Source organism: Bacillota bacterium, from assembly GCA_029961055.1.
Lineage (GTDB): Bacteria > Bacillota > Sulfobacillia > JAIMAT01 > JAIMAT01 > JAIMAT01.
Genome location: JASBVM010000046.1, coordinates 19,384 through 38,562 on the forward strand (window position 1 = coordinate 19,384; position 19,179 = coordinate 38,562).

Annotated in this window: 16 protein-coding genes and 2 tRNA genes; 14 read left to right on the forward strand and 4 right to left on the reverse strand. The window is 73.6% G+C overall.

What is annotated here, in order from left to right; all coding sequences use genetic code 11:
• Window positions 1–297 precede the first annotated feature (297 nt).
• Window positions 298–750, reverse strand: coding sequence for a hypothetical protein (locus QJR14_09395; protein ID MDI3317813.1), 453 nt, complete (start codon window positions 748–750; stop codon window positions 298–300).
• A gap of 158 nt (window positions 751–908) precedes the next feature.
• Here QJR14_09395 and QJR14_09400 point away from each other — a divergent pair.
• The 3 genes from QJR14_09400 to QJR14_09410 all read left to right on the forward strand — a co-directional run bounded on the left by QJR14_09400 (window position 909) and on the right by QJR14_09410 (window position 1,710).
• Window positions 909–984: transfer RNA gene (locus QJR14_09400), tRNA-Gly, on the forward strand.
• 109 nt (window positions 985–1,093) lie between these two features.
• Window positions 1,094–1,169 (forward strand) — tRNA-Thr (locus tag QJR14_09405).
• A 79-nt stretch (window positions 1,170–1,248) separates the two neighbouring features.
• Window positions 1,249–1,710, forward strand: coding sequence for a GNAT family N-acetyltransferase (locus tag QJR14_09410; protein ID MDI3317814.1), 462 nt, complete (start codon window positions 1,249–1,251; stop codon window positions 1,708–1,710).
• Between the two features lie 6 nt (window positions 1,711–1,716).
• On the opposite strand, the gene QJR14_09415 is transcribed toward QJR14_09410, so the two are convergent.
• Window positions 1,717–3,273 (reverse strand): DUF2079 domain-containing protein, encoded by a 1,557-nt coding sequence (locus tag QJR14_09415; GenBank protein MDI3317815.1) that lies wholly within the window; start codon window positions 3,271–3,273, stop codon window positions 1,717–1,719.
• Between the two features lie 141 nt (window positions 3,274–3,414).
• Between QJR14_09415 and QJR14_09420 the strand changes: the two genes are divergently transcribed.
• Window positions 3,415–5,145, forward strand: a complete 1,731-nt coding sequence (locus QJR14_09420; protein MDI3317816.1) for an MFS transporter — start codon at window positions 3,415–3,417, stop codon at window positions 5,143–5,145.
• 130 nt (window positions 5,146–5,275) lie between these two features.
• Window positions 5,276–5,878: a thioredoxin family protein gene (locus QJR14_09425; protein ID MDI3317817.1), complete on the forward strand. Its 603-nt coding sequence runs from the start codon at window positions 5,276–5,278 to the stop codon at window positions 5,876–5,878.
• Between the two features lie 111 nt (window positions 5,879–5,989).
• Here the strand turns inward: QJR14_09425 and QJR14_09430 are convergent, their stop codons facing one another.
• Window positions 5,990–6,781: a M23 family metallopeptidase gene (locus tag QJR14_09430; protein MDI3317818.1), complete on the reverse strand. Its 792-nt coding sequence runs from the start codon at window positions 6,779–6,781 to the stop codon at window positions 5,990–5,992.
• Window positions 6,782–7,518: 737 nt separating this feature from the next.
• Between QJR14_09430 and QJR14_09435 the strand changes: the two genes are divergently transcribed.
• The 5 genes from QJR14_09435 to QJR14_09455 all read left to right on the forward strand — a co-directional run bounded on the left by QJR14_09435 (window position 7,519) and on the right by QJR14_09455 (window position 13,848).
• On the forward strand, window positions 7,519–8,295 hold the full coding sequence (locus tag QJR14_09435; protein ID MDI3317819.1) for a response regulator: 777 nt from the start codon (window positions 7,519–7,521) through the stop codon (window positions 8,293–8,295).
• Window positions 8,292–10,100 (forward strand): ATP-binding protein, encoded by a 1,809-nt coding sequence (locus QJR14_09440; protein MDI3317820.1) that lies wholly within the window; start codon window positions 8,292–8,294, stop codon window positions 10,098–10,100. The genes QJR14_09435 and QJR14_09440 overlap by 4 nt, the downstream gene beginning before the upstream one ends.
• Window positions 10,097–11,557: a hypothetical protein gene (locus tag QJR14_09445; GenBank protein MDI3317821.1), complete on the forward strand. Its 1,461-nt coding sequence runs from the start codon at window positions 10,097–10,099 to the stop codon at window positions 11,555–11,557. The genes QJR14_09440 and QJR14_09445 overlap by 4 nt, the downstream gene beginning before the upstream one ends.
• A 4-nt stretch (window positions 11,558–11,561) precedes the next feature.
• Complete coding sequence (gene yycI / locus QJR14_09450) at window positions 11,562–12,464, forward strand: two-component system regulatory protein YycI (protein MDI3317822.1); 903 nt, start codon at window positions 11,562–11,564, stop codon at window positions 12,462–12,464.
• A gap of 61 nt (window positions 12,465–12,525) precedes the next feature.
• Window positions 12,526–13,848 carry a UDP-N-acetylglucosamine 1-carboxyvinyltransferase gene (locus QJR14_09455; GenBank protein ID MDI3317823.1) on the forward strand — a complete coding sequence of 441 codons (1,323 nt, stop codon included), beginning with the start codon at window positions 12,526–12,528 and terminating at the stop codon, window positions 13,846–13,848.
• A gap of 50 nt (window positions 13,849–13,898) precedes the next feature.
• Here the strand turns inward: QJR14_09455 and QJR14_09460 are convergent, their stop codons facing one another.
• Window positions 13,899–16,001, reverse strand: coding sequence for a transglycosylase domain-containing protein (locus tag QJR14_09460; protein MDI3317824.1), 2,103 nt, complete (start codon window positions 15,999–16,001; stop codon window positions 13,899–13,901).
• Window positions 16,002–16,204: 203 nt separating this feature from the next.
• Here QJR14_09460 and QJR14_09465 point away from each other — a divergent pair, with 203 nt between their 5' ends.
• From QJR14_09465 to QJR14_09480, 4 genes are all read left to right on the forward strand, one after another.
• Window positions 16,205–16,780 carry a DUF1802 family protein gene (locus QJR14_09465; GenBank protein MDI3317825.1) on the forward strand — a complete coding sequence of 192 codons (576 nt, stop codon included), beginning with the start codon at window positions 16,205–16,207 and terminating at the stop codon, window positions 16,778–16,780.
• Between the two features lie 175 nt (window positions 16,781–16,955).
• Window positions 16,956–17,414, forward strand: a complete 459-nt coding sequence (locus QJR14_09470) for an arginine decarboxylase, pyruvoyl-dependent (GenBank protein ID MDI3317826.1) — start codon at window positions 16,956–16,958, stop codon at window positions 17,412–17,414.
• A 246-nt stretch (window positions 17,415–17,660) separates the two neighbouring features.
• Window positions 17,661–18,689 (forward strand): tetratricopeptide repeat protein, encoded by a 1,029-nt coding sequence (locus QJR14_09475; protein ID MDI3317827.1) that lies wholly within the window; start codon window positions 17,661–17,663, stop codon window positions 18,687–18,689.
• 23 nt (window positions 18,690–18,712) lie between these two features.
• Window positions 18,713–18,889 (forward strand): hypothetical protein, encoded by a 177-nt coding sequence (locus QJR14_09480; GenBank protein MDI3317828.1) that lies wholly within the window; start codon window positions 18,713–18,715, stop codon window positions 18,887–18,889.
• Window positions 18,890–19,179: the final 290 nt, after the last annotated feature.

Sequence of the window (19,179 nt, forward strand, 5' to 3'; positions counted from 1 at the left end):
CGCGAAGTGGCCCAGGCGGCTGCCGCCTGGCCGGGCCTCACCCCGCCCGAGCTGGCCGCGCGCCTGGGCGCCGAGACGGCCTGGGTGGAACTGGCCCTGCGGGAGCTGGAGCGCCTTCACCTCCGCTCCCAGCGGCAGCGGCAAGGTCATGACGAGGCCGGGAGAGAGAGCCGCCCGGCCGTCTGCCGGGGTTGCCCCCTGCGCCCCGCCTGCACCCGGCCGGCCGGAGAGGGATGCACGCGGCGGGAGCAGGAAGGGTATACCGCCCCCGGGAGCGGCGCTTCCGGGCCTTCGGGTTCAGCGAGAGGGCCCCGGGCGGCGCTTCTTGCGCGGCCGCCCCGTCCAGGCCGTCCGTCCGGCCCCGACCGGGCGCAGGGAATCGTCGGGCTGGCCCCCCCGGGTGCGGGCGGGCGCGCCGCTGGGGCGGGGGCGCGGTCGCGGCTGCGGTCGCGGCATCTGGGTCTGGATGATGCCGTAGGCCAGGCCGAAGGCGAGCGCCGGTCCGAACATGGACGCCCACTTCTGCCCCAGCGGGGGCAGGGCCATGGTGATGCCCAGGACGATGGCCCAGAGGCCGATGGCGATGACGGCCAGGTTGAGGTACCACGACTGGAACAGGTACCGCTCCGGCGGGAAGCGCCTCGCCAGGCGGAAGCCGGCGGCGTAGAAGCCGTAGGTGAGGATGAGCAGCAGGACGATCTGGATCCAGAACGGCCACTTCGTGGGGTCGGCAGGCAGGGTCGAGGGCAACCTGTCCCCTCCTCACAGTCCGGAGCGATGGCGACGGGACACTGCGTCACGACTGCCCGCGAAGCGGAGGCGGAGCGGTCGCGGCAGCCGGCACCGGCGTCCGCTGGGCTGGGTGCTTGCTGCGCCTCGCGGGGCTGCGCTATACTACCACACACCGGGCGAGAGTAGTTCAGTTGGTAGAACATCGGCTTCCCAAGCCGAGGGTCGCGGGTTCGAGTCCCGTCTCTCGCTCCAGCTTTTCCAGACGGTACAGCCGTCAACGGTTTTCCGCCTGGCCCGGTCCGGCGACAGCGCGCCTGTCACCGGACACATTCGTGTAAGGGCCGGCGGACCCGTGGGATTTGCTGGAGTAGCTCAGCCGGCAGAGCAGCGGTTTCGTAAACCGCAGGCCGTGGGTTCGAGTCCCACCTCCAGCTCCAGAGGGTCGAGGGGTTCCGGGCTTGGTCCGGGCGGGCACGCGCCGACCGGGCCCGGGAGGGAAAGGCGCCGGCGGCCGGTCTGCCGGCGCCCTTCGCGTTTTACCATCGGGGCGCCAGGCCATGGGGGCGGAAGCGGTGGCGGGAGCGGCTTGCCGATGGCGGCCATTCCGTCCATGTGGCGGTCTCCGGGGAGGCGGAGGCGCAGATCGTCGGCTTCGCCGCGGGCGGTCCGGTTCGCCAGGCCGTGCCCGGGCATACGGGCGAGCTCCATGCCATCGACCTCCTGCCCGAGGTCCAGAGGCGGGGCACCGGCCGCCGGCTCCTCGGCCGGGTCGCGGCCGACCTCGCCCGTTCCGGGCACGTCCACCCCTGCGTCTGGATGCTGGCGGACAACCCGTCGCGGGCTTTCTACGAGCGCCTCGGCGGGCGTGAGGTGGCGCGGGCGTACGTCTCCATCGGCGGTGCGGAGCTGCCCGAGCTGGCCTACGGCTACGACGACCTGGGCGCGCTGGTCCGGCTCGCCGCCGGCGACCCCGCATAGCCCGGCCTAGCCGCCCCCGCCGCCAGCCGCCGCGGGGGCCTCCGCGGCCGCGGCCTCCCGCGGGACATAGAGGACGAAGACACCGCGGGCGTCGTAGACCCTGCGCGCCCCCGCCGCCTCCAGCCGGGCCGCCAGATCCCGCTCCCGGTCGGTGGCCATGCCCGCGAAGGCCCGGTCCGGCGCCAGGAAGAGATAGATCGGCACCCCGGGCGGCACCGCGGCCGCGAAGCTCCGGAAGTCGGTATAGGGCCAGGAGCCGCCGTACCGGCGCCAGGCAACGCGGGCGAAGGTGCCGTTCTCGCCGTAGACGGCCGCGCCCGGCGGGATCCGGCGCGCCGCCGCTTCCAGCTCCGCCTCGACGGCCGGCGGGGTGAGGCGCCAGGCCTCGTTCGGCCAGGTGGACCGGAGCAGCCAACCGGCCGAGAGCCCGGCGACGAGGAGGAGAAGGAGCGCGGCGACAGCCTGGCGCCACCGGGGGAGGGCGCCGCGGGCGGTCGCGCTTCCTCGCCGGCGGCCGAGGCGGAGCCGGCGGAGGCGGGCCAGGGTGTCGACGGCGGCCGCGAGAAGGCCGGGGGCGGCCCAGAGCGCGTACTGGTTGAAGGGCACCGTCAGCGAGGGCTGGTCGGCCAGGCTGTTGGCGAGCAGGGTGGCCAGGCCGGACAGGGCGCTGAGCGGGGCCAGGAGCGGGAGATAGGCCAGCGGCTCCAGCATCGCCCGCCAGTAGTCGAGGTGGAGGGCGACCCGCTGCGCCAGGACCTCGGGGTGCCGGAGCAGCGTCCCCAGGACGGCGGTGACGGAGCCGCCCAGCGAGGCGTAATCGGCGGCGACATTCAGGTTGCGCCCGCCCAGGAGCGCCGTCGTCGCCCACTCGTCCCCGGCCAGGAAGAGGAGGCTCAGGCCCAGCGCCCAGGCGCCCTCCCGGAGGAGGCGCGCGCGCACCTTCCCGCCGTTGCCGCCGCCTGCCAGCAGCGCCTTTCCCAGCAGCCCGAGACCGTAGCCGGCCACCGGCACCGCAGCCTGGTTCTTCGTCGCCAGCGCCAGCACCAGGAAGAGGACGAAGACCGGGGTGCGCCCGCGCCCTTGGAAGACCATGGCCCAGGCCAGCGCCGCGGCGCCCAGCGTGTCGGGGTGCCAGTCCAGGAGGTGCGTCCCCAGCACGGCGGGGTGGGCGGCGGCGACGAGGAAGAGGAGGAGCGCCGCGGCCGGCCCGAGGTCCCGGTCCCGGGCGTAGACGGCGAGCGCCGCTGCCAGGAGCGCCACCGACGCCGCCTGGAGGAGCAGCGGGAAGAGCGGGCCGGCCAGCCGCGTCAGGAAGGCCACAGGGATCAGGATCCACTGGGTCGCGTCGGCCAGGTTCGGCTGGGAGGTCAGGAAGTTGTAGGCGTTGATCTGCCCGTGCGAGATGAGCCAGAGCGCCTGGTAGTAGATGCCGGCGTCGTAGGCGGTGATCAGCCAGTGGCGCCACTGCCAGAGCTTGGCGAGGGCGAGCGCCGCGAAGAGGAGCAGGGTCGCCGCCCCCAGGACGACGGGAGCGTGGACATGGCGGGAGACCTGTCTGGACACACCCCATTGTATCGCTCCGGAGGGCCCGGGGCGGATGCTTTGATGCTCTAGATATAATGGTCGCGGTGGCAACAGGAAGGGAGGGACGCCCGATTGGCGCAGTCCGTCGCAAGGGCGGATGGTCGTCGGCCGCTGCGGGGTATGGCCTACAAGTGGGTGGCCCTCTCCAACACCACCCTGGGTGTGTTGATGGCCAGCATCAACGCGACCATCGTCATGATCTCCCTGCCCATGATCTTCCGGGGGATCGGGGTCGACCCCATGGCCCCGGGGCAGACGGGGATGCTGCTCTGGGTCCTGATGGGATACCAGCTGGCCACGACCATCCTGCTGGTCACCTTCGGCCGCATCTCGGACGGGTACGGCCGGGTCCGGCTCTACAACCTCGGCTTTCTGATCTTCACGGCCGGCGCGATCCTCGCCTCGCTCACATGGGGTAGGGGGGCGGCCGGCGAGATCCAGCTGATCGTCTTCCGCATGATCCAGGGCGTCGGCGGCGCCTTCCTCTTCGCCAACAGCGCCGCCATCCTGACCGACGCCTTCCCGCCCGACCAGCGGGGTTTGGCGCTGGGGATCAACCAGATCGCCGGCACGGTGGGCTCCATCGCCGGCCTGGTGCTGGGCGGCGTCCTGGCGGCCGTCAACTGGCGCTGGGTCTTCCTGGTCAGCGTGCCCATCGGCCTGGCCGGCACGGTCTGGGCGTACGTCGCCCTGCGGGAGATCGGCGAGCGGAAGCCGCAGCCGCTCGACCTCTGGGGCAACGTCACCTTCGCCGCCGGCCTGACGGCGATCCTGGTGGCGCTGACCGAGGGGCTGATGCCGTACGGCGGCGCCTCCATGGGTTGGGGGAACCCCCTGATCCGCGCCGGCCTCGCGGCCGGGGTGCTCCTGCTGGCCCTCTTCGTCTGGATCGAGGGCCGCGTCCCCCATCCCATGTTCCGGCTCGACCTCTTCCGCAACCGCGCCTTCGCCGCCGGGAACGTGTCGGGCTTCCTCGCCTCGCTGGCGCGGGGCGGGCTCCAGTTCATGCTGATCATCTGGCTGCAGGGCGTCTGGCTGCCGCTCCACGGCGTCCCGTTCGACCAGACGCCGCTCCGGGCGGGCATCGACACGATCCCCATGATGCTCGGCTTCGTGCTGGCCGGGCCGCTGAGCGGCGCCCTCTCCGACCGCCACGGGGCGCGCCTGTTCGCCACCGGAGGGATGTTGCTCAGCGCCCTCGGCTTCTGGCTCCTGACCACGCTGCCGGCCGACTTCAGCTACCCGCTCTTCGCCTTCTACATCTTCCTGATGGGCGTGGGCATGGGGCTCTTCGCCTCGCCCAACTCGAGCTCGATCATGAACGCCGTGCCCCCCGAGCACCGGGGCGTCGCCTCGGGGATGCGCTCCACCTTCCAGAACGCGGGCCAGATGATGAGCATGGCGGTCTTCTTCACCATCGTCATCTCCGGCCTTGGCAGCCGACTGCCCGAGGCGATGCGGGCGGGCGTGGCCGGACTCCACCTGCCCGGCCCGGTGGTGACCGGGCTGGTCGGCATCCCGCCGCTGGCGGCGCTCTTCTCGGCCATCCTGGGTTACAACCCGCTGGGCATGCTCCTGCCTCCGGCCCTTCTCCACGCGCTTCCGGGGGCGACGGCGCGAACGCTGCTGAGCGAGCGCTTCTTCGCCAACCTGGTGGCGGCACCGTTCCTGGAGAGCCTTCGCGTCGCCTTCCTCATCTCGGTGGGGATGTCCCTCGTGGCGGCGGTCGCCTCGATGCTCCGCGGCCAGCGCTACGTCTGGGAGGAAGAGGGGGGCAAGTCGCCCGCGCCCGTCCGCGAGGCGATGGCGCCGCCGGGGGAGTCTCTGGACGGGGAGCAGAGCGCGCCCTGACCGGTTCCTGATCCCCAGCGAGAGGAGGCGACCTGGAGCGAACGTCGACTGCCCGACAGAAAGCCGGCTTGACAGAGGCGAAGCGCTGCCGCGCTCCGAGCGGGAGCTGCTGGCACCGGCCCTGCGCAGCGTGCGCCGGCCCGTCCGCCTCCATTACTGGGAGGCCGACGGGGACGGTGAGACCGGCCTGCCGGTGGGCCCCCTGCTGGCCGAGCTGGCGTCACTGGCGCCGGGGCTGGAGGTGGTGCGGGAGGAGGACTCGCCGGAGGGGGCGGGCGAGCCGCCGCCCCTCGGACGGCCGGAGATCCGCCTCCGGCGCGGCGCGCCCGGAGGGGGTTGGATCCGCTTCGCCGGCTATCCGGCCGGCTTCGTGCGGCTGGAGCTGGTGGAGGCGCTGGCCGCCCTCGCCTCCGGCGAGGAGGAAGCCGGACCGGGCCCCGGGGAGGCCGGCGCGGAGTCGCGGGCCCCGGCGGAGCGCGACGGTCCCGGCCAGGAGGTCCGGATCTGGGTCAGCCCGACCTGCAGCCGCTGCGCCCGGACGGTCCGCCTGGCACTGGGCATGGTGCTCGCCCTGCCCGGCCTCAGCCTGGCGGTGATCGTGGCCACCGAGTTCCCCGAGGCCGCCCGGCAGGAGGGGATCCGAACCGTACCCACCCTGGTGGCCGGGGGGCGGCGATGGCTCGAACCCCCGCCACCGCGGGAGCTCTGGGAGGCGCTGGTCCGGCCGGGATAGGCGGGCGCCCGCGCCCATGGGCGACGGGACGGAGCGGGCGGAGCGCGAAGAAGAGAGGGGTGGGCCTGCCTCAGGCCCACCCCTCCCTCTCTCCCTGTGGCCAGCCGCCGGTCAGCCGCCGACCACGGTCATGGGGTTGACGAAGCGGCCGCCGACGATCACCTCGAAGTGGACGTGAGGTCCCGTGGCGACACCGGACTCGCCGACGCGACCGATCACCTGGCCGCCGCTCACCTGTTGCCCCGCATGGACCAGGATGCGGCTGGCATGGGCGTAGCGGGTGATGACGCCGTTGGGGTGGCGGATGGCGATCAGCTCCCCGTAGCCGCTCTCCCAGCCGGCGAAGATGACCACGCCCGGCCCCGCCGCGCGGATGGCCGCGCCGTAGGGGGCGCCGATGTCGACGCCGTTGTGGAAGTCCCGCGCCCGCGGGCCGAAGGGCGAGGTGACGGGGCCCGGGTAGGGCAGCCGCAGGGTGAAGGCGGCCCAGCTCTGCACCGCCTGCCGGACGGAGGAGGCGACGCTGCGCGTGGCGTTCCGGACGCTCGCCCTCTGGCTGGCGGCGGCGACGAAGGTGGCGCGCCCCCCGGGGATCAGGATGCGCATGCCTGGCCTGAGCCCCTGCGCCACCTCCGGATTGGCCTGGGAGATGGCGGCGACGTCCACGTGGTAGCGTGCAGCCAGACCGTTCAGCGTGTCACCCGCCTGGACGATGGCCACCGCCCCGGTGAAGTTGGGGAGGAGCAGCGTGTCCCCCGGATGGAGGACCGCATCCTCGCTCAGGCCGTTGGCCGAGGCGATGCTGACGACGTCGGTCCCGGTCTTGGAAGCGAGCTCCCACAGGGTGTCACCGGGTTGGACGACGTAACGGATCAACTGGGGCCGAACCTTCGCCGGTGCCACGGCAGGACTCTCCTGCTTGGCAACCGTGCTCGCAGGCTTCTGGATCGGAACCGGAGCCCTCTGCTCGAGGACGTCGTGGAGGTTCCGCTCCGTGGCACTGGCGACGGTTTCGAGCGCCCGGGGTGGTGCGGCTTCTGCCGCATAGGGCGGCTGGAGGTGGATGACGGTGGTCGTCAACACACCCACCACGGCTATGGAAAGCGCAGACTGGGCGATCCGCGCTCTCCAGCCGCCGCCCTCGCTGGGCGACCGGACCATGGACGATGCCTCCTGTTGGTTGGATTGGCTCTCTACCCTGCTGCGATCCCTTCCTCCCGGTGGCCAGAGACGTTCGGACCCGAGCGGTTCAGCGAACCGCAAAGAGATCACGTTACCAGTTACTAGGTGATCGTCACCAACCGCACGGGTCGATCTATTCCACGCTTGCCCCGCTTTTCCTTCCGCGCGGTAACCTGCCCGTCCCCGTCGCGACGCCCGACGGGGAAGCGGCCTGGGCTCGGCCTCCTGCGTCGCGCTGCGAAGAAGGGCTCCTCCCGCCATGCCAATCCCCTCCTGGACGTGGTCGGTTTGTGACCATGGGTATGCGCGGGCGCGGCGGAACGCGCGGGGGGAGGAGAGGGAATCGGTGGCAGGGCAGGTCGGCCGCGCCTCCCGCCGCAGGGGCGCGCCGCCGCTTTGGCACACGGCAGGAAGAGGTTGTCCGGCGGGCGAAGGAGGCAGACCGGAGGTGACCGGAGTTGGCCTCCATCCTCGTGGTGGAGGACGAGACGGCGATCGCCGACATCATCCGGTTCAACCTGGAGGAAGCGGGTTACGAGGTGCGGGTCGCGCCCGACGGGGAGCGGGCGCTGCGCGAGGTGGAGGCGGCGCGCCCCGACCTGCTCGTGCTCGACCTGATGCTTCCGCTGCTCGACGGGTACGCGGTCTGCAAGGCCGTCCGGGCGCGCAGCGAGATCCCCATCCTGATGCTCACGGCCAAGGATTCCGAGGAGGACAAGGTCCGCGGGCTGGAGATGGGAGCCGACGACTACGTGACCAAGCCCTTCAGCCCTCGCGAACTGGTGGCGCGCGTGCGCGCCATCCTGCGCCGCCGCCAGGCGCGCCCCGAGTCGCTGACCGGCGAGCCCCTGCGCGTGGGGGAACTGGAGATCCATATGGCGCGGCGGGAGGTGCTGCGGCAGGGTCGCCCCGTCTCCCTGACCGCCCGCGAGTACGAGCTCCTGGAGTTCCTGGCGCTCCGGCCGGGGCGCCTCTTCCAGCGCGACGAGCTGCTGCGCGAGGTCTGGGGCTACGAGTACCCGGGCGATCTGCGGACGGTGGACGTGACGGTCCGGCGCCTGAGGGAGAAGATCGAGCCGGATCCGTCCCGGCCCCGCTACCTTCTGACCCGGCGGGGGGCGGGTTATCTGCTGCAGGAGCCCGGCGCGCCGGGAGAGGGCGCGGACCGGGCGGACGGAGAGGTCCGGGAGAAGCCGGACGGGAGCGTCACCGGCCGTCCCACCCAGCGCCCATGAGCCGGAGCCTGCCGGGACGACTCCGCGCCATCACCGACTCGCTCCAGTTCCGGATGGTGGTCATCTTCCTGGCGCTGATCGCGTTCTCCATGCTCTTTATCAGCGCCTACCTGCTCCGCTCCCTGGAGACGTACAGCATCGACGCCTACGAGCGCCGCCTGAGCGGGACGGCGGAGACGGTCTCGCGGCTGGCGGCGCCGCTCCTGGCTGCCGGCAGGCCGGGGGCGCTGGACGCCATCCTCGCCCAGTGGCAGGAGCGGGGGCTGGAGATGGCGGTGGTGGACCGCTCGGGCCGCGTCGTCTCGGCGGTCTCGACGGCGCCCGCGCCGGCCGAGGTGGGCACGCGACTCGCCGGCGTGCCCGAGGTGCACGAGGCGCTGGCCGGGCGGCGGGTGGTCCGCATCCACGTCGACCCGCAGAGCGGCAGCCGGAAGGTGTACGTGGGTTGGCCCGTGACCGAGGCGGGCCGGGGCGGCCGGCTGGGGGCCGTCTACCTGACCGGCTCGCTGGGCGACGTCGACGCCACCCTGGGTCGCGTGCGCGCGGCGCTGATGTGGGCGACCGCGCTGGCGGCCGCGGTGGCCGCCTTCCTCAGCGCGCTGATGGCGAGGCCCATCACCGGGCCGATCCGCGAGCTGACGCACCATGCGCGGCGGCTGGCGGAGGGCCGCCTGGAGGAACGGATCCAGGTCCGCTCCCACGACGAGGTGGGCGAGCTGGCGACCGCCTTCAACCGGATGGCGGAGCGGCTGGCGCAGACCATCGCCGAGCTGGCGCGGGAGAAGGGGCAGGCCGAGGCGATCCTCAGCCACATGGCCGACGGCGTCGTCGTCCTGGATCGCCGCGGGCGGACGATCCTGGTCAACCCGGCGGCCAGGGAGGCGCTCGCCGGCGAGGAGGCGGGCGATCTCCTGCGCGAGGTCCTGGCCGGGCGCGGCGACGGGTCGATGCCCGAGGCAGCGCTGGTGGAGCTGGGCTCCCGCCTGTACGAGGCGCGCCTGGCGACCCTGCGCGGCCCCGGCGGCGAGCCCGGCGGCGTGGTCGCCGTCCTCCACGACGTGACCGAGCGCCAGCGCCTGGACACCATGAGGAAGGAGTTCGTCGCCAACGCCTCCCACGAGCTGAAGACGCCGCTCACCACCATCAAGAGCTACGTGGAGACGCTCCTGGACGGGGCGTGGAGGAAGCCGGAGGTGGTTCCCCGCTTCCTCGCCGTGGTCCTGGGGGAGACGGAGCGGATGATCCGGCTGGTCAACGACCTCCTGGACCTCTCCCAGATCGAGTCGGGCGCGCCGCTGGGGCCCGCGGAGACGGTCTACCCCGACGAGCTGCTCCTCGCCATGCGCCAGCGCTTCCTGCCCCTGGCCCGCTCCCGCGCCATCCGCCTCGAGCTGCGCAACGAAGGCGCCCCTCCCGTCCTGGCCAACCCCGACCGGCTGGAGCAGGTGCTGGCCAATCTGGTGGAAAACGCGCTCAACTACACGCCCGGCGGCGGTCAGGTGGAGGTGGTCGCCTCCGCCGCACAGGGGCAGCCCGGGCGCTGGCTCCGGCTGGCGGTCCGCGACACGGGCGTGGGCATCCCGGAAAAGGATCTGCCCCGCGTCTTCGAGCGCTTCTACCGGGTGGAGAAGGCGCGCTCGCGCCAGATGGGCGGGACGGGGCTGGGTCTGGCCATCGTCCGCGAGGTGGTGGAGGGCTACGGCGGCCGCGTCTCCATCCGCAGCCGGCCCGGCGAGGGCACGGTGGTGGAGGTGGAGCTGCCGGCCCTGGAGCGGGTGCCCGAGGGAGAGGGGGGCGCGCCATGAGGGAGCGGCTGCTGGGGTGGGTGGCCAACTTCCTTCTCGCCGCGCTCGTGATCCTGGCCTTCGGGCTGAACGCGCAGCTCTGGAGGCTGCCGGCCTCGGGCGAGAACCCGCGGCCCACCTACACGGCGCCGGGCGCCGTCTCCAACCTCCGGCCGGGCGAGGTGCTGCGCCCCGTCCGGCTGCTCCTCCGGGGCGATGCCGGCTGGCTCCGCCTGCCCGATCCCGGCTCGCCGGCGTCGGAGACCCTCTGGCGGGCCAGCGCCCGCCTGGCCGCCACGGTGGGGGAGGCGGAGCTGCAGCGCGCGCCCGAGCGGATGCCCGAGGCGCTCCTGGGACACACCCCCGGCGCGGCCGTGGAGATCCTCCTGCCGGCCCCCCTCCCCTGGGGCAGCTGGCGGGCTCTCTGGAAGTCCGAGGAAGCGGGCGCGGCCCCGCCCGCCTCCCTCCCTTCCGGCGGACCCAGCGTGGACCGGCTCCTCCTCTCCGCCTCGGGAAGCGCCGGCGGCGGGGCGGAGGGGCCTTCGCTGCAGCTGGCCGCAGGCGACGCCAGCGGGTGGCGGAGCGTCGCCCTGCCCTCCGGGGAGGCGGCCGTCGCCTGGGCGGCCGCCTTCAAGGCGGCCCTGGCCGAGGCGGCGCCGCTCGAGCCGGCCCGCCTGCCGGCGGGCCTCTCCGCCCAGCCGGACTTCCTGGGCACGGCGGTCGTGACCGGCGGCAGCGGCCCGGAGGGCGCGGGAGGGCCGGCCGCCGGTCCGCCGGCGCCCCGCCTGGGCGAGGTGCAGCCCGACCCGGAGGCGCTGGGGCGGGCGGTCTTCGGCGACATGGCCCTGGTCCGCCGGGTGGAGCTGGTGGGTGGCGAGGTGCTCTTCACCGACGGCCAGTCCACGCTCCGCTTCCCCAGGGGCGGCGGCTTCGTCCTGGAGCGGCCGAGCTCCGCCGGCGGCCCCGACCGCGGGCTCGGCCAGGCCATCCTGGCGGCCGTCCAGGAGGTGGACCGGCTGGGGGGCTGGCCCGCCGGCAGCGTCCTCCTGGCGGCCCGCCCGCTGCCCCAGGGGGGAGGCTGGCAGCTCGCCTTCGCCAGCCGCTTCCATGGCCTGCCCCTGCTGGCGCCGGCGGAAGAGGCCCGCCTGGCGCGGCGGGACCTGGAGTTCCAGACGCTCCCGCCGGCCGCCGCCATCGACGTGGAGGTCAGCCCGTCGGGCGCCGTGGTGCGGGTCGCCTGGCACGTGGAGCAGGTGGAGGGGACCGGACCGCGGCCCCGCTGGCTGCCGCTGGACGAGGCGCTGGCGGCGGCGCGGGCGGCGGGGGCGGTGCCGGCGGGCGCCAGCCTGGCCGACGCCACCCCGGCCTGGCAGGGTGCCGGCTCCGTTCCCGGCGCTCCCGCCTCGCCGGTCTGGCTGGTCACCCTCTCCGACGGCCGGCTGCTCCGCCTCCCGGCGGCGGCCGGAGCCGGGGGGTGAGGGCGTGGACTGGGGGAAGGCGCGGCTCTGGTTGATCCTCCTCTTCGCCCTCCTGGACGCCTACCTGTGGGTCCAGGTGAGAGCCGAGGAGGCAGCCTGGCGCTCCTGGGCCTGGGTGCCCCCGGGCAGCGCCGCCGGCACCGGCTCGCCCGAGGAGGCCTCCCGCCGGCTCCAGGAAGCGGGCGTCCTGCTGGAGACGAACCTTCCCACCGAGGCTCCGTCGCTTCCCCTCTGGACCGTGCGCGCCCTCCCGGCAGACGGAGCGGCCCTGGCCCGCCGCCTCTTCCAGAACGAGCACTGGACCGCCGAACCCTGGCCCGGCAGCCCCGGCAGCTACACCTACATCGACCGGAAGACGCCCCAGGTCCGGTTGAGCGTCCTGCGCGAGGGCCCCGTGGTCTACGAGGAGCCGGCCGGAAGCGGGAGCGGTCCCTCGCCGGCGGAGGCGCGCCGGGTCGCGGACGACTTCCTCGGTCGACTGGCCTGGCCGCCCGGCGGCGAGGTCGCCTTCGACGGCGTCGAAAAGGCGGCCGGGGCGGGCTCCGGGCTGGTGGTACACTATGTCGAGGTATTCCACGGTCGCCCGCTCTTCGGTGGCTACGTGGCGGCGGAGGTGCAGGCGGGCGAGGTGACCCATCTGGAAGGCGTCTGGCTCGAGGTGAGCGGCCGGGGCGGCGCCTCGCGCCCGATCATGCCGGCCGAGGAAGCGCTCCTGCGCCTGGCCGCCGACCAGGGCGCCAACCGGGCTCAGCCGCTCCGCGTCCGCCAGGTCCAGCTGGGTTACTACAGCCCCCTCTACCGGGTCTACGAGGCCAACCGCTGGGACGTGGCACCGGTCTGGCGCATCCGCCTGGCGGACGGCTCGATCTTCTACGTCAACGCCTACACCGGCCTCACGGAGAAGTGAGCCGCTCCGGGGCCAGCCCTCCCCGGCGGGGGGAGGAAGTTCGGACGAAGGTGGGTTGCGCGTGAGCCGACTGGTGATCCATGGGAATCGCCCGCTGAAGGGGATCATTCCGGTCTCCGGACGGAAGAACTCGGCCGTGGCGGTCATCCCCGCCGCCGTCATGGCGAGCGGACCGAGCGTGCTGGGCAACATCCCCGACATCGCCGACGTCCGCACCTCCCTCCAGATCCTCGACGCGCTGGGGGCCTCCTGGAAATGGACGGCGCCCCACACGCTCTGGATCGACCCGCGGCCGCTCCACACCCAGCGTGTCCCGGCGGCGCTGGGGAAGCGGATGCGCGCCTCGTACTACTTCCTGGGGGCGCTGCTGGGGCGGCTGGGCGAGGCGGTGACGCCGGTTCCCGGCGGGGACGACATCGGCCAGCGCCCCATCGACCAGCACCTGAAGGGCTTCGCCGCCCTGGGCGCCACGGCGACGGTGGCCGGCGGCGACATCCGGGTCGGGGCGACGCGCCTGGAGGGGGCGCGGATCTACCTGGACGTGGTCAGCGTCGGCGCCACCATCAACCTGATGCTGGCCGCGGTCCTGACGCCCGGCGTGACCGTCCTCGAGAACGCGGCGCGGGAGCCGCACGTGGTGGACGTGGCCAACTTCCTGAACGCCATGGGCGGCTACGTGACCGGCGCCGGCACCGACGTGATCAAGATCCGCGGCGTGGAGGAACTCCACGGGGCGGAGCACGCCATCATCCCGGACGAGATCGAGGCCGCCACCTACATGATCGCCACCGCCGGCACCGGCGGCGACGTCCTGCTGGAGAACGTGGTCCCGCAGCACCTGGAGCCGGTGACCGCCAAGCTGCGCGAGGCCGGCTGCGAGATCCGGGAGGAGGACGAGACGATCCGCATCCGGGCGGAAGGAAGGCCCCGCGCCACCCAGGTGAAGACGCTCCCCTACCCCGGCTTCCCCACGGACGCGCAGCCGCCCATGACCGCGCTCCTCAGCGTGGCGGACGGGACCAGCGTGGTCACCGAGACCATCTGGGAGAACCGCTTCCACCACGCGGCGGAGCTCCGGCGGATGGGGGCGCGGATCCGGGTGGAGGAGCGGACGGCGGTGGTCCAGGGCGTGGAGCGGCTGGAAGGGGCCGACGTGCGCGAGGTGAGCGACCTGCGCTCCTCTGCGGCGCTGGTGGTGGCCGGGTTGATCGCCCACGGGACCACCCGCATCTTCGGCCTGGAGTACCTGGACCGGGGATACGAGGCGCTGGTGGAGAAGCTGAGCGGCGTCGGCGCCTATATCGAACGGTTCGACGACGACCGGGTGCGCCTGGAGCCGGAGGACGTCCTCTCGGACTCCCTGGAGGGGCGCCAGGGCGCCTGAGGTCGCCGGCGCCGGTGAGCGGCCGGGGTGGCCGGCCGGAGCCTCCCGGCTCAGGGCAGCCGGAGGCGAGGAAGGTGGAGATGAGGCCAGGAGCCGCCGGCGGGCGGGCGCCGCGAGGCGCGGTCCCCGGCGGCCTTCTTCGCACCCGGGGTCGTGGCGGTCGCCGGGGGATTCGAGCCGGGGCGCGGCCCCTTCCCCTCGGGCGGGAGCGGGCCGCGGCCGCCGGCGCTCCCCCAGGCGGGGCTGACGGTCCGGGGGGCGGTCCCCTTGATGAACCACTCCTCGGTCACCGGCGAGGTGGGATTGGGCAGGAGGCCGTCGACGGCGGAGATGGCCAGCCGTTCCACGTCCGGCGGAGGGACGAAGTCCGAGGCCGGGTGCAGGCTGAGCGCCTTCTGCATGAAGTCGGCCCAGATGGGGCCGGCCAGGGTGGCGCCCACCCCCTGCATGGGCGTCGGCCGGTCGTAACCGACCCAGGTGACGGCGACCAGGTTGGTGGAGTAGCCGGCGAACCAGGCGTCGACGCTCCGGTCGGTGGTGCCGGTCTTGCCCGCCACGGGGAGCCCGCCCACCCAGCGCTGGAGGCTGGAGCCGGTCCCGTTCCGGATCACGTCCTCCATCGCCTGGGTCAGGAGGAAGGCGACGCCCGGCGCGACAACCGGCGTCGCCTCCGGTCGGACATCGAGGAGGGGGCGGCCGTCCGGTCCCACGATGCCGCGGATGGCGAAGGGGACCACCCGCCGGCCGCCGTTGGCCAGGGCTGCGTAGACCTGGGAGAGCTCCAGCGGGGTGAGCGCCGAGCTGCCCAGGGCGATGGTCAGGTCGTCCCCCAGCGGGCTGGTCACGCCCAGGCGGCGCGCCATCTCGCGGATCCGCGCCACGCCCTCGACGGCCGCCCAGCGGACGGCCACCACGTTGTCCGACTGGGCGATGGCCTCGCGGATGGTGAGCGGCCGGTTCTGGTAGGGCGGCTCGCCTTCGCCCGCGTAGTTCCGGGGCACATAGAGCTGGCCGGGCTCGCGCCCGGGAAAGGCGACGTAGGTCGACATCTGGCGGTCGGCCAGGGTGTAGCCCGACTCCAGCACCGCCGCGTAGAGGACGGGCTTGAACGCCGAACCGGTCTGCCGCCGGGTGAAGAGGTGGTCGAGGGCGCCGGCGGGCCCGGCGCCGCCGACCGCGGCGCGGATCGCGCCCGACGCCGGGTCGAGGGCGACCAGGGCGGCCTGGGGAGGCCCGCTGACCCCCTTGCCCACGTTCCCCGGGCGCTCCCGCTCCACCGCCTGCTCCGCGGCTTTCTGCAGGGCCGGGTCCATGGTGGTGAGGATGCGGTAGCCGCCGCCCTCCACCACCGGGGCCAGATCCGGGTAGCGCCGGGCCAGCTCCTCCCTCACCAGCTGGTCGAACCAGGCGGTGGCCTCGGTGCGGCCGAGGCCGCGGAGGCGGAGCGGCTCGGCGGCCAGCTGCTCGGCCTGCCGGCGGCTCAGGTGGCCGGCTGCCACCATCCGGTCAAGCACCTCGCGCCGGCGCGACAGGGCGCGCTGCCTGTCGGTGTAGGGGGAATCGAGCTCGGGGGCGCGGATCAGGCCGGCGATCATGGCGGACTCGGCCGGCGTCAGGCGCCAGACAGGCTTCCCGAAGTAGAGCTGGGCCGCGGCGCCGACGCCCCGGGCCCCGTACCCCAGGTAGACGCGGTTGAGGTACATCTCCAGGATCTTGGACCGCGGGTACCAGCGCGCCAGCTGGAGCGCCAGGACCAGCTCCTGCAGCTTCCTGGTCAGCGTCCGCCGGGGGGTCAGGTAGAGGTTCTTGGCCAGCTGCTGGGTGATGGTGCTGCCGCCCTCCACGATCCGGCCGGCACGCAGGTCGGTCCAGGCGGCGCGGGCCAGGCCGACGGGGTCGATGCCGAACTCGTGCCAGAAGCGGCTGTCCTCGGTGTCGACCACCGCCTGCACCAGCGAAGGCGGGATGCGTGAGAACGGGACGTAGGCGGGCGCCTGGGCGGGCGAGGGCATGACCCGCCCGTAGGCGTCGAGGAGCAGGGGCGGGCGCACGATCCGGGGAGGCGGCGGTGGGACCAGCGCCACGTAGGCGGCCAGCGCTGCCAGGCCGGCGAGAACGATGAGGACGAGACCGGCAAGGATCCGGCGCAGCAAGCGTCCCCCCCTCACCCCTCCGCGGGGGAGTTTCCCCGCCCGCGGGGGGAGGGATGCGCCCGAGAATCCCGAAATGTTCCAGCAACGAGCATGAGGGGGGTACCGAAGTGCCTCTGTTTGGCCGCCTGCGCCGAAGGGCTCCGGAGCCGGCTCCCCCGGCGGAGCCCGAACAGCCTCCGGAGCCGGCAGCGCCCCCGCTGGCGTTGAAGCTCTGGGCCACGGTCATCCGCGGGCTCGACCGCGGCGACCAGACGCTGATCCTGCTTCCTGCCGTGAAGGAGGGGGAGGCCGGCGGGGTCGAGGCGGATCGCTTCTACCTGTATCCGGTCTTCGAGGGTCAGCGGCACGAGCTCCTGGCGGCCGGCCTGCGCGACCTCCTGGTCTCCCAGGTGTCCATGGAGGACGCCGGCCCCGGCCGTGTCTCCATGCGGCACTGGGTGCGGGTGAGCGACATCCGCCGCATCGACAGCGAGGCGGCGCTGCGGGCGCTGGAACCCTTCCTGGTGGTCGACCCGATCCGTTATCCGCGCGAGGTGCTGGGCTGGGAGCCGGGGCAGGCGCTCTGGGTGGTGGTGGTCCGGGTCTTCCGGATGCGCCGTTCGCAGAGCGTCCCGCTCCGGCCGGAGTACGAGGAGGACCGCCGCTGGGTGACGCTGGACGCCTCGGATGCCCGGGAGCTTCCTCCCATTCCGCCCGCCGGTTTTGAGATCTGCATCTCGGACACCGCCTTCTCGCACGACCGGGCGGAGATCCTGAAGACGCTGGCGCCCTACGCCTGAGCGAGCCCGGGGGGACGAGCCCCCGGGGAAGCGCCGGTGTTCGGGCGGGCACCCCTGCGCACGGAGAGCGGTATAATGTCGCGGACCCGGACAGGATGGGCCTTGCCCGAGGGCTTCCACCTGTGCAAGTGCCGCGGCGCTCCCCGGGTCACTCTCCGGATCGGGGGTCGATCGCTTGCTGCCCACGCCCAAGCGGGTCAAGCTGACCGCTGGCGCCGCCGAGGGTGACCAGCCCCTCACCGCCTTTGACAAGGCGCTGCTTCAGGCCGGCATCGGCAACCTCAACCTGATCAAGGTCTCCAGCATCCTTCCGCCGCGCTGCACGTACGAAGAGGAATTCCCGATCCCGCCCGGCTCCCTGACGCCGACGGCCTACGGGACGCTGGTCTCGACGGAGCCGGGGAAGGAGATCTCCGCCGCCATCGCGCTGGGTTTCTCCCGGGACGACTACGGTGTGATCATGGAGTTCTCCGGCTACTGCGGGGAGGAGGAGGCGCGAAGCCGCGTCGAGGCCATGGTCCGCGAGGCTTTCGCCATCCGCGGGAAGGAGCTGGTGGACATCCGCACGGTGGCCGTCTCCCACCGCGTCGAGAAGACCGGCGCGGTGGTGGCCGCCGCCGTCCTCTGGTACTGACCCGGTCCACCTCGTAGACCGCCCCGCCGCCCCCGCCGTCGTCCGGTGCGCCCGGTCGCGCGGGGGTCCTCTTTCTCCCCTGCTTCCGCCTCTCGCGGCACCCGTGTCCGAACGGAATGCCATGATGCGGCACGCGTATTACAGTCGATTCAACGAACGGTCGACCACCCCCAGGCCGGGAACGGTCGTCTGCCTGTTTGCCGACAGGAACGAACCTCGCACGAGAGCAGCACATGGAGAAGTTCGATGGAGGGGGAACGGATGGAGCTGGAGGAGCTGGCGGCGGCCGCCGCCCAGCTTGCCGCGCGGGGGGAGCTGGAGGCGGCGCGGCGCAAGTGGCGCGAGGCGAGGCGACGGGCCCGCGCGCAGCGCGACGTCGCCAAGAGGGTGGAGATCGGCCTCCGCTGGGCGGAGGCGGAGGCACGCTGGGGGGATCCGGCGACCGCCGAGCGGCTGGCGCGGGAACAGGCCGACCTGGCCCGGCGGGAGGGGCTGGAGAGGCTCTTCGTCCGGGCCGAGCTCCTCCTCGGCCGCCAGGCCCGCGACCGCTCGGAGCTGGAGAAGGCGCTCACGCACTTCGCCCTGGCGCTGGACCAGGCGGAGCGGGGCGAGGAGCCGCACCCGGAGGAATGGCTGGACATCGGGCTGGCCTTCCTGAGCGTGGGCATGGCGGCGCCGGCGGAGGCCTCCTACCGGGCGGCGCTGGCGCATACGCTGACGGGGCGCCAGACCGCCAAGGCGCTGATGGGGCTGGCGGCGGCCCTGGCCCGGCTGGAACGGGCGGGGGAGGCGGTGGAGACGGCGCGCCGGGCGCTCGACGTGGCGCAGGCGACGGGCCAGCAGGATCTGGTGCCGGAGCTCCGGACCAACGTGATGATCTACCTGGCCGACGCCGGCCGCGCGGCGGAGGCCCGCCCGATCCTGGCCGACCTGGAGCGGAGGGGCGATCTCCCCGAATGGTGGGTGCGACAGGCCGGGGCGGAAGCCGCCCGCATACTCTGGGAGTGCGGGGAGCCCTCTGCCGCGGGGGAGTGGGCGGAGCGGGCGCTGGCCGCGGGGGCCTCCGGCTACCAGGCCGCGCTGGCCCACTACGTCCTCTGGCGCTTCAAGCGCCACCTGGGCGACGAGGAAGGCGCCCAGGCCGAGATCGAGGCCGTCATGCACCTGGCCGCGGGCGCCCGCGACCGGCCGGAAGACGGCCATGCCATGGTCCGCCTCCTGGTGAGGCTCCTGACCGCCCTCGACCAGCCGCTTCCCCTCGGCGAAGGCGCCTGACCATCCCGAAAGGATGTGAGGGCATGAAGGCAATCGTGGCGGCGTGCGCGGTCCTGGCAGCGGCCGCCGGGCTGGCCCTCCTGGCGGGCCACTTCGGCGCAGCCGCGCGGGTGGCGGACTTCCTGCCGCCCCTCTTCTCGCCGAACGTCCGGGTGGCCGACTTCCTCCCGCCCATCTTCTCCGCGACAGCCGTCCTCTGAGCATCGCAGCGGCCGAGTCCGACTTTCCCCTTGGCGTGCCGTGGACCCAGACCGGCCCGGGCGAGACCGTCCGTGGATCGTCCGGGCCGAACTGTCTGTGCGGGACGACCGCCCTCACCCGATGAGCTCGACGACGAAGAGACCGCCCTCGCGGCCATCGCTACCGTCCTCGCTGAGGGTGACGCGGGGGACTGGCGGGAGATGGACCTCGAACGACTCGCGGCGGTCATCGACCGTGTACCGCTTCTGGGGCCGACCTCGCGGGCCCCTTCTTCTCGCTCGCGGCGGCC